We start from the raw sequence: 9,138 nt of genomic DNA on the forward strand, positions 1-9,138 counted from the left end.
GGGATCAGGAGGGGACGGTGGAGCTGAAGACCTCGTCGCGGGTGGCGTCGAGGGCGAGGTCGAGCGCCCCGGCGAGGACGGGGTTGCCCTCGACGGTCGACAGCAGCAGGGGAGGCCGGGGGATGGTCAGCGCGTGGAGCTCGTGTTCGACGAGCTCGCGCAGGGTCTCGCCGCCGGCCAGGAGAGTGCCGCCGGTCAGCACGATGATCTCCGGGTCGACGACCGAGGTGATCGCGGCCAGGCCGATCGCCAGACGGGCGGCGATGTCGCGCAGCCCGGCGCGGGCGTCGTCGGCGCGCTTGCCGGTGGCCTGCGAGGTCTGCACGGCGTTCCGCACGGCCTGGGCGGGGGCGGTGCCGCGCACGCCGTAGGACCTGAGGATCTTGAGTACGGCGGGCCCGCCGGTGAGGGCCTGGTAGCCGTGGTTGGCGTAACGCCCCACCTCGCGGGCGGTCGGCGCGCCGGGGGCGGGCATGTAGCCGACCTCGCCGGCGCCCCCGGTGGCGCCGCGGTGCAGCCGTCCGCCCAGGACCAGCGCCGAGCCGAGGCCCTCGTCGGCCCAGAGCAGCACGAAGTCCCGGTGGCCGTGGGCCACGCCGTGCGCCTGCTCGGCCTGGGCGACGAGGTTGACGTCGTTCTCGACGGCGACCTGGAGGCCGAGCCCCCTGCTGAGGGTGGGCACCAGGTCGGGGATGTGCCAGCCGGGCATGTCCTTGCTGGTGGCGTAGCCCAGCCTGCCGGTGCCCGGATCGATCGCGCCCTGCACGCCGATGACCGCGCGCCGCAGGTCGGCGGGGGCGCCGGCGCCCTCCAGCGCGGCCCGCACCCGCTCCACCACGTCACCGGCGGAGCGGCCGGGGGTGGGCAGCCGGTGCTCGCCGATCACGGCGCCGGTGATGTCGGCGACCCTGACGTCGATGTGCGCGGCGGTGACGTCCAGGGCGGCGACGTGCGCGGCGGCCGGGTTGAGCCGGTAGACCTCGGCGGTCCGGCCGGGCAGTCCCTCGCGGATGCCGTTCAGGACGACCAGACCCGCCTCCTGGAGCCGGGCGAGCAACTGAGATGCTGTGGGCTTGGACAGGCCGGTCAGGGCGCCGATCTCCGGCCGGGTCAGCGGTCCGCGCTCCAGCAGTGCCTGCAGGGCGGCGCGGTCGTTGATCGCACGCAGCAGGCTTGGGGTGCCCGGCGTCGGCTGAGTCACAGGTCCTCCGTGTCCGCACACGTCATACAGTCGCCCGTAAAACGGAGTTAGGAAAGTTTCCTAACTCGGAGTGAATCTAAGGAACCCGTGCGAATTCCGTCAAGCGTGAAGGGCGCGCCGCAATCAACCTGTGATGGCGAGGGGAGGGGTGAACATCTCGACGGACCTGCTAAGGTGATGGTTTGTCATAACAACCAGCCAATGGCCCGGAGTATCCCATTACTATCAACGATAATGGAGCGACGGCGACCCGTCAACTCGAGCTCGCCAAGGAGCAGGAGTACGTCTCCGCTCTCTACGAACGGCTCGACCTGTTGCGCGAGCGCACCAAGCGGCAGCTGGACGGGGTGCTGGCGCAGGGCGGGAGCGGTGGGACGCACCAGAACCGCTCCGAGCGCGACACCTTCGCCGGGATGTACGCCGAGCGGCTGGGCCGCCTGTGGGCGGTCGAGAACGGCCTGTGCTTCGGGCGGCTCGACAACGCCGACCACACCTCCCTGTACATCGGCCGCATCGGCCTCGCCGACGACGAGCAACGGCGGCTGCTGATCGACTGGCGGGCCCCCGTCGCCCAGCCGTTCTACGGCGCCACCCCCGCCGCCTCGATGGGCGTCACCCGCCGCCGCCACCTGCAGACCAAGGGGCGCAAGGTGATCGGGGTCGACGACGACCTGCTCGACCTCGACAACCTCACCGACGACGACGTGGCCACCCTCAACGGCGAGGCGGCGCTGCTGGCCTCCATCGCCGCCAGGCGCACCGGGCGGATGCGCGACATCGTGGCCACCATCCAGTCCGAGCAGGACCGCATCATCCGCTCGGACCTCAACGGCGTGCTCGTCGTGCAGGGCGGCCCCGGCACCGGCAAGACCGTGGTGGCCCTGCACCGGGCCGCCTACCTGCTCTACACCCACCGGGAGAAGCTGGCCCGCCGGGGCGTGCTCATCCTCGGGCCCAACCTGACCTTCCTGCGCTACATCGAGCAGGTGCTGCCCTCCCTGGGCGAGACCGACGTGCTGCTGTCCACGGTCTCCGAGCTGTATCCGGGAGTCGTCCCCACGGTCAGGGAACGGCCCGAGGTCGCCGCGATCAAGGGCGACGGGCGGATGGCCGAGGTCGTGGCGCGGGCCGTACGGGAACGGCAGCGGGTGCCGCGCCAGCCGATCGAGATCCGCCTCGACCGCTACACCCTCAAACTCGACGGCCGCGTCCTGGACGCCGCCCGCACCCGGGCGACCCGCTCCAGGAAGCCGCACAACGAGGCCCGTGGGATCTTCGTCCGCCACCTGCTCAACGCCCTCGCCCGGCAGGCCGCCAAGCAGCTCGGCAAGGGCATGATCGACGACGACGAGCTGGCCGACATCCGCGAGGACCTCCGCACGGAGCGTCCCGTCAAGGCCGCGCTGAACAGGCTGTGGCCCTACACCACTCCGCAGCAGCTCCTCATCGGGCTGTTCACCTCGCGCGAGCGGCTGGACTACGCCGCGGGCGACCTCGGCGCGGCCGAGCGCGAACTGCTGCTGCGCCAACCCCCCCGCCAGGGGGAGAACTGGTGGGCCGAGTCGGACGTGCCGCTGCTGGACGAGGCCGCCGAACTGCTCGGCGACATCGACCCGGCGGTGCTGCGGGCCGGGGCGTGGATCGCCGAGGAGGAGCAGGCCGCCAGGCGTGCCGCCGCCCTGGACGAGCGCCAGCACCAGCTCACCTACGCCAAGGAGGTGCTGGAGCTGACCGGGCTGTCCGACATCATGGACGCCGAGAAGTTCGCCGCCCGGCACCTGAGTGACGACGTGTACCTGACCACCGCCGAGCGCGCCGCCGCCGACCGCACCTGGGCCTTCGGCCACGTCATCGTGGACGAGGCGCAGGAGCTGTCCGCGATGGACTGGCGGATGGTGATGCGGCGGGTCCCGACCCGGTCGATGACGATCGTCGGCGACCTGGCGCAGACCGGGTCCTCGGCGGGCGCTCACTCCTGGGGCCGGGCGCTCGACCCCTACGTGGCCGGGCGCTGGCGCGAGGAGCACCTCAGCGTCAACTACCGCACCCCCGCCGAGCTGATGGCCGTGGCCGCCGATGTGCTCGCGCTGGTCGGCCCCGGCCTCGTCGCGCCCACCTCGGTCCGGGAGACGGGGGCGGCACCCTGGGCCGCCTCCCCGGTGGAGGCCCTCGCCGACGTCGTCAAGGCCGAACTCGTCGAGGGCGGCAGGCTGGTCGTGATCGTGCCGGAGTCCGGCATGGGCGAGTTCGGGGAGATCGTGACCCGGGCCGTCGACGGCGCGGTCGCCGGTCCGGGATCCGCCGCCCTGGACGCCCCGGTGGCGGTCCTGACGGCCACCCAGGCCAAGGGGCTGGAGTTCGACGCGGTCATCGTGGTGGAGCCCGAGGCGATCCTGCGGGAATCGCCGCGCGGGGCGAGCGACCTTTACGTCGCGATGACCCGTGCGACACAGCGTCTTGGCGTCGTGCACAGCGGCCCGCTCCCCGAAGCGCTTGCTCGACTTGAGCGACATCCGATCACATGAGAGCATTGACGGCTCTCGTCGATCATGTCCCAGCTGCGAAAACTTGATGTTTCCGCTGTTAGTGACACGGTTGACATCTGCGCTGGGGTCGGTAGTTTGCTGCCCAGTCCAGCACGGGACTGGCCGGTTGGCCGCCTTTCGACATCGTCGGTTCCTGCGCCCGTGACGGGGGTCACCCCGTCCGTACAGCCAGGCGCAGGGCCGGCGTTCCGTCGAGGCGGGGCACCCTGACCGGGCGGGGGGTTGGACCCAGGAGGGGTCCGGGCACCCAGTAGACAACGGCAATCCGCGCTCGCCGCCGACGGGACGGAACCGGTCCGAAGGGTCGTCCGGGCCCTCTTCCCGCTCCCGTGCCGAGCATCGCAAGCGTCGGGGTGATCTCCAGGACATCCGTCCGCTCTGGGGGTCACCCCGTTGCCGCGTCCACGGCCCCCGCTTTTTGGGATGCGCCCGGGCGGGCGGTACCGTTCGGGCTAGAAAGCCGGGCGAGAGAGCCGGGTCCCAGCGACCGGCCGGCGGGCCGGGCTGGGAAGACCGGGCGTCACCGTCCGCACGACATCGCGAGGAGCCCCGCCCGTGGCGCAGGAGAAGACGGCCGCCCCGGCGCCGCGAGCGGCCGCCACGGACGGCGCCGCCGCCGGTCCTCCGCGCGGGCGGACGGGCGCCGCCGCCACGCGCGGCGCGCTCGCCGGACGGATCACGGGCGCGGTCGCGGGCGGACTGCTGCTCTTCCTCTCCTTCCCGCCGCTGGGACTGTGGTTCCTGGCGCCCCTCGGCCTGGCGCTCACGGTCCTGTCGGTCCACGGCTCGCGTCCCCGCCGCGCCCTGTGGCTCGGCCTGCTCACCGGCCTGGCCTTCCTGCTGCCCGCCCTGCACTGGGTCAGCCCGATCGGGACGGACGCCTGGCTGGGCCTGGTGGCGCTGGAGAGCCTCTTCTACGCCGCCTGGGCCGCCGGCACCGCCCTGACCGCCCGGCTGCCTCTGTGGCCGTTGTGGAGCGCCGCGCTCTGGGTGGCGATGGAGTGGGCCCGGGGGCAGTTCCCGTTCGGCGGATTCCCCTGGGCGCGGGTGGCCTTCAGCCAGGGGGAGTCGGTCTTCACCCCCTACGCCGCCCTCGGCGGCGCGCCGCTGGTGACCTTCGCGGTGGCCCTGTGCGGCGGCCTGGCCGCGCTGCTGGTCCTCCGCCTCGCGGCCGCCCCCCGCTGGGACCGGGCGGTCGCCCTGCCGCTCGCCGGGGTGCTGGCCGTACCGGCCGCGGCGTTCGCCGTCCCCCGCTTCGGCGACGAGGGCAGGACCGTGACCATCGGCGTCATCCAGGGCAACGTCCCGGGGAGGGGCATGCACCCCCTGGGGGACGAACCCGCGGTGGTCCTCGGGAACCACACCCGCATGCTCCACGAGATGGCGCGGGCCGTACGGGAGGGCCGGACCCCCCGGCCGGACCTGGTCGTGCTGCCGGAGAACTCCACCGACATCGACCCCTACCGCAGCGACTTCGCCCGTGCCGAGATCGACGCGGCGGTGAAGGACATCGGGGTGCCCGTCCTGGTCGGCGCCGTGGTCGGCATCGGGGAGAACAACCGCGCGACGCGCAGCCTGGTGTGGGACCCGGTCACCGGGCCCGGCGCCTACTACGACAAGCAGCAGCTCGTCCCGTTCGGCGAGTACACCCCGCTCAAGGAGCTCGTGCTGGCCCTGTTCGAGCGGGCGGGCCTGGTCGGCAAGCAGTCGGTGGCAGGCACCCGCGACGGAGACCTGAAGGTGGGCCCGGTGACGGTCGGCGCGATCAACTGCTACGAGGTGGCCTTCGACGGCATCGTCGGCGACACCGCCCGGACGGGCGCCACCCCGCTGGTGGTGCAGACCAACAACGCCACCTACGCGCTGACCGGCCTGCCGGCCCAGCAGCTCGCCATGTCCCAGCTCCGTGCCGTCGAGCACAATCGGGCGGTGGTAACTTCCGCGATCACGGGTATATCCGCCTACGTGACCCCCGATGGCACGGTCGCCTGGCGCACCGGAGAGCTCGTCCCCGCGGCGAATGTCCTGCGCGTTCCGGTCAGGACGGCCGAAACGGTCGCCACGCGGGTGGGCGCACTGCCCGAATGGGCCCTGATACTTGTGAGTGTGGGCGCGTTGGCCGCCGCCTGGCGGCGCGGGCCCCGTAGCCTGGTGCACTCCGCGGACCAGGACGGCGACCGGCAGGTGGGAGACGAATGATGGAGCGGATGCTTGGCCGGGTGCTCGTCATCGTCCCGACGTACAACGAGCGGGAGAACCTGCCGGCCATCGTCGAGCGGGTGCGCGCCGCGGTGCCCGAGGCGCACCTGCTGATCGCCGACGACAACAGTCCCGACGGCACCGGCGCGATCGCCGACGGGCTGGCGGCCGGGGACGACCACGTCCACGTGCTGCACCGGCCGGGCAAGCAGGGTCTGGGCGCCGCCTACATCGCCGGCTTCCGCTGGGGGCTGGAGGAGGGCTTCGACGTCCTGGTGGAGATGGACGCCGACGGCTCCCACCAGCCCGAGGAGCTGCCCAAGCTGCTGGAGGCGCTGGCCGACGGAGCCGACCTGGTGATCGGCTCCCGGTGGGTGCCAGGCGGCAAGGTGGTCAACTGGCCCGGCTCGCGGGAGTTCCTCTCCCGCGGCGCCAACGTCTACACCCGGATGATGCTCGGCGTCCCGGTCCGCGACGCCACCGCCGGGTTCCGCGTCTACCGCGCCGGCACCCTGGAGAAGATCGGCCTGGACGACGTGGAGTCGCAGGGCTACTGCTTCCAGGTGGACCTGACCCTGCGCACGGTCCGGCACGGCCTGCGCGTCGCCGAGGTGCCGATCACGTTCGTGGACCGCACCGTCGGGGCCAGCAAGATGAACCGGGCCATCGTGGGGGAGGCGCTGTGGCGGGTCACCCTGTGGGGCTTCTCCGGCCTTCCCCAGCGCCTGCGCCGTCCGCGCTGAGCGGAAGCGGAACGCGGGGGCGATCCGGGGCGTTGTCACTGTCGTACGGCTGTCGCGTGAGTTGAGGAAATGATGCGCCTTCTGCTGGCCCTCGCCTTCCTGGCGGTCCCCGTCCTGGAGATCCTGGTGTTCGTCCAGGTCAATCAGGCCATCGGCGTGTGGCCCGCGATCGCCCTGCTGGCCGCCGGCAGCCTCCTCGGCTCCTGGATCGTCCGCAGGGAGGGCCGCAGGGCCTGGCGGAAGCTCCAGGAGGCGGCGCAGAGCGGCCGGATGCCCGAGCCGGGCGCCCCCGGCGGTGCCATGACCGTCGCGGGCGGGGTGCTGCTGATGATCCCGGGCTTCCTCACCGACGTCGTCGGCCTGCTGTTCCTCCTGCCGTTCACCCAGCCGCTGATGCGCGGGCTCGGCGCCCGGTTCCTCGCCCGCCGGATCCGCACCCTCGCCGAGAAGACGGCCGGCCCCGGCCTCGGCTCGCCGTTCGGCGGCACGGCTTCCCCCTTCCAGGCCATGCGCGACCAGCCCTCCGGCCCCGGGACGGTCATCCACGGCGAGGTCATCCGGGACGAGCCGGGCCGACCCGCCGCCCGCGACTCCAGCCGCGACCTCACCGACCGCTGAGCTCGGCCAGGCGGCGGAGCGAGAGCCGGAGAAGCGCCGCGTTCACCGGCCTGACCAGCGGCCAGCCGAGCCGCCCGACCAGGCCGAACGGCAGGTCGAGCTCCTCCTCCCAGACGATCGTGCTGCCGCCGCCCTCGCGGGGCAGCACGCGGAAGACCCCGGTGCCGCGCACCAGCCGCCCGGTGTGCCGGACCGCCACGGTCGTGGGCGGATCCCACTCGGTGATCTCCATGGTGTCCAGGAACCCGACCGGGCCCACCCCGGTGAAGGCCGCCAGCCGGCTCCCCTGACTCCGGCCGTCCCCGGCGGCGACGTGCGCGCGGGTCAGGACCATCCACTCGCCGTGGCGGGGCCAGTCGGTCAGCACGGAGAACACCTGCCGCGGCCCGGCGGCCGCCTCGACCGAGACGCTGATGCGCGAGTGAGTCACCTTCCGATCCTTCCGCGCGGCAGGCACTCCCGAAACCACCTCCCCGCCCGGCAGGCGCGTCCGGGGGCTGCCGCGCCGACCCCACGTCCGTGCGGGTGAGCGCCTCACCGCGAGCTGTCGCTCCACCCGTCACCTCCGCCCGCCCGTGGCGACGGCGTTTCTCCGGACCTCCCGGCCCACGGTGCAAGATCATGATCACGCCGCCGGAGCGGCCTGCGTGCTGACTATATAGTTGACACTGACTAGAAATTGTTTAATAGTTGGAACTGACTAAAGAGATGGGGGCGTCGTGGAGAAGCGACGCAAGGTGACCAACCCTCTGGCGCTGGCGGTGCTCGCCGAACTGCTGGTGGAGTCGATGCATCCGTATGAGATGGGGCGGCGGCTCAAGGAGAACGGCAAGGACCGCAGCTTCAAATACAACCGGGGCTCGCTCTACATGGTGGTGGAGCAACTGAGGAAGGCCGGCTTCATCATCGAGCAGGAGACCGTGCGCGACACCCAGCGGCCCGAGCGCACGGTCTACGCGCTCACCGACGAGGGCCGGCATGAGTTCTACGACTGGATGCGCGAGCTGGTCGCGCAGCCGCGGCATGAATACCCGCAGTTCGGGGTCGCCCTGTCGTTGCTGAGCGTGCTCTCCCCGGCCGATTCGGTCGAGTTGCTCACCCAGAGATCGACGGCGTTGTCCGAGGAGGCCGACGAGATCCGCGCCGTCGTGAAGTCAGCCCTCGACGACGGGGTCCGCTGGGTGTTCCTGGTCGAGGACGAATACCGGCTCGCGGTGCTGGAGGCGGAGCGCCGCTTCGTCGCGGGCCTCATCGAGTCGCTCAAGCAGCCGGACTACATCCGGGCATGGCAGGAGATATTCGGGAGCCAGACATGACAGCAGTCAAGACAGCACTGGTCATCGGTGGCGGGATCGCCGGGCCGGTCACGGCGCTGGCGTTACGCAAGGCGGGCATCGAGGCGACCGTCTACGAGGCGTACGCGGTCACCGCCGACGGCGTCGGCGGCCAGCTCACGATCGCCCCGAACGGCCTCGCCGCACTGGACGTCGTCGGCGCGGGCGACGCCGTGCGGGCCGTCGGCCTGCCGATGAACCGCACCATAATGACCGACGGCAAGGGCAAGCGGATCGGGGAGTTTCCCGGCCTGACCGGCCTGCCCCCCAGCCGGGCCCTGTGGCGCCCGGACCTCTACCGCGTCCTGCACGACCATGCCCGGGCCCAGGGCGTCCCCACCGAGTACGGCAAGCGCCAGAGGGTTGGTCACCTTGCGTCGCTTCTCCACGACGCCCCCATCTCTTTAGTCAGTTCCAACTATTAAACAATTTCTAGTCAGTGTCAACTATATAGTCAGCACGCAGGCCGCTCCGGCGGCGTGATCATGATCTTGCAC

At 71.9% G+C, this 9,138-nt stretch carries 8 protein-coding genes; 6 read left to right on the forward strand and 2 right to left on the reverse strand.

Translation table 11 applies throughout. The features are described from left to right. Positions 1 to 4: 4 nt before the first annotated feature. On the reverse strand, positions 5 to 1,201 hold the full coding sequence (locus CA984_RS39790; protein WP_086578535.1) for an ROK family transcriptional regulator: 1,197 nt from the start codon (positions 1,199 to 1,201) through the stop codon (positions 5 to 7). 224 nt (positions 1,202 to 1,425) lie between these two features. Here CA984_RS39790 and CA984_RS39795 point away from each other — a divergent pair, with 224 nt between their 5' ends. The 4 genes from CA984_RS39795 to CA984_RS39810 all read left to right on the forward strand — a co-directional run bounded on the left by CA984_RS39795 (position 1,426) and on the right by CA984_RS39810 (position 7,307). Continuing rightward, the gene (locus tag CA984_RS39795; RefSeq protein ID WP_086578536.1) at positions 1,426 to 3,726 is read left to right on the forward strand and encodes a HelD family protein; all 2,301 of its coding nucleotides are present in this window, start codon (positions 1,426 to 1,428) and stop codon (positions 3,724 to 3,726) included. Positions 3,727 to 4,302: 576 nt separating this feature from the next. Then, positions 4,303 to 5,946 (forward strand): apolipoprotein N-acyltransferase, encoded by a 1,644-nt coding sequence (gene lnt, locus CA984_RS39800; protein ID WP_086578537.1) that lies wholly within the window; start codon positions 4,303 to 4,305, stop codon positions 5,944 to 5,946. Continuing rightward, positions 5,946 to 6,689, forward strand: a complete 744-nt coding sequence (locus tag CA984_RS39805) for a polyprenol monophosphomannose synthase (RefSeq protein WP_086578538.1) — start codon at positions 5,946 to 5,948, stop codon at positions 6,687 to 6,689. Before lnt ends, CA984_RS39805 begins: the two co-directional genes overlap by 1 nt. A 69-nt stretch (positions 6,690 to 6,758) precedes the next feature. Beyond that, complete coding sequence (locus CA984_RS39810) at positions 6,759 to 7,307, forward strand: FxsA family protein (RefSeq protein WP_242676432.1); 549 nt, start codon at positions 6,759 to 6,761, stop codon at positions 7,305 to 7,307. On the opposite strand, the gene CA984_RS39815 is transcribed toward CA984_RS39810, so the two are convergent. Then, complete coding sequence (locus CA984_RS39815) at positions 7,294 to 7,737, reverse strand: SRPBCC family protein (protein ID WP_242676433.1); 444 nt, start codon at positions 7,735 to 7,737, stop codon at positions 7,294 to 7,296. The genes CA984_RS39810 and CA984_RS39815 overlap by 14 nt on opposite strands. Positions 7,738 to 8,044: 307 nt before the next feature. On the opposite strand from CA984_RS39815, the gene CA984_RS39820 reads away from it, so the two are divergent. Both CA984_RS39820 and CA984_RS39825 read left to right on the forward strand, forming a co-directional pair. Next, positions 8,045 to 8,623: a PadR family transcriptional regulator gene (locus CA984_RS39820; protein ID WP_242676434.1), complete on the forward strand. Its 579-nt coding sequence runs from the start codon at positions 8,045 to 8,047 to the stop codon at positions 8,621 to 8,623. Continuing rightward, complete coding sequence (locus tag CA984_RS39825) at positions 8,620 to 9,066, forward strand: FAD-dependent oxidoreductase (RefSeq protein WP_242676435.1); 447 nt, start codon at positions 8,620 to 8,622, stop codon at positions 9,064 to 9,066. Before CA984_RS39820 ends, CA984_RS39825 begins: the two co-directional genes overlap by 4 nt. Positions 9,067 to 9,138: the final 72 nt, after the last annotated feature.

The sequence above is a fragment of the Streptosporangium minutum genome (assembly GCF_002149035.1).
GTDB lineage: Bacteria > Actinomycetota > Actinomycetes > Streptosporangiales > Streptosporangiaceae > Streptosporangium > Streptosporangium minutum.

Bases quoted from the DNA above. Each gene is read 5' to 3' on its own strand.
- CA984_RS39805 (WP_086578538.1), top strand. From the start codon at position 5,946: ATGGAGCGGATGCTTGGCCGGGTGCTCGTCATCGTCCCGACGTACAAC.
- CA984_RS39810 (WP_242676432.1), top strand. From the start codon at position 6,759: ATGATGCGCCTTCTGCTGGCCCTCGCCTTCCTGGCGGTCCCCGTCCTG.
- CA984_RS39825 (WP_242676435.1), top strand. From the start codon at position 8,620: ATGACAGCAGTCAAGACAGCACTGGTCATCGGTGGCGGGATCGCCGGG.